Source organism: Vibrio sp. Isolate30, assembly GCF_022397975.1.
Classification (GTDB): domain Bacteria; phylum Pseudomonadota; class Gammaproteobacteria; order Enterobacterales; family Vibrionaceae; genus Vibrio; species Vibrio fortis.
In genome coordinates, this window is the sequence record NZ_JAKEUS010000034.1 from 1 (window position 1) to 537 (window position 537).

The following is a 537-nucleotide window of genomic DNA, read 5'->3' on the forward strand; positions in this document are numbered from 1 at the left end:
CGCAAGTTAATACGTCCTTCATCGCCTCTGACTGCCAAGGCATCCACCGTGTACGCTTAGTCACTTAACCATACAACCCGAAAGGGTCTTAATGTATGACTGTTTGCTTTCACTTTTCAAAGTGAAGACAAAATAGCAACCAAGGTTTTGGTTGTAATAAGAAGGGTTAATTCTTATTACGTGTTTGCCGGACTCAATGGTGAATCAAACTAAGTTTGATTCGAATACAAGACACTTGAATGTGTTTGTGTTGTGTTTATCTAAAAGATAAACATTGAGAACTTTTAATTTGATTTAAATAACTGTGTTATTTAAATCAGTCAGCTTTCCAAATTGTTAAAGAGCAGATTTTCTTTCGAAAACCATTTTTAAACACACTCGCAAGAATGCTTAAAGATGGTGGAGCTAAGCAGGATCGAACTGCTGACCTCCTGCGTGCAAGGCAGGCGCTCTCCCAGCTGAGCTATAGCCCCAACGAAATCGATATTGACCGCTATCTCTGGGAAAAGATAGTGGTGGGTCTGAGTGGACTTGAAC

Annotated in this window: 1 tRNA gene; it reads right to left on the reverse strand. The window is 40.0% G+C overall.

From position 1 onward, the window contains the following. Positions 1 to 397 precede the first annotated feature (397 nt). Positions 398 to 473 (reverse strand) — tRNA-Ala (locus L1D60_RS23485). Between the last annotated feature and the right edge of the window lie 64 nt (positions 474 to 537).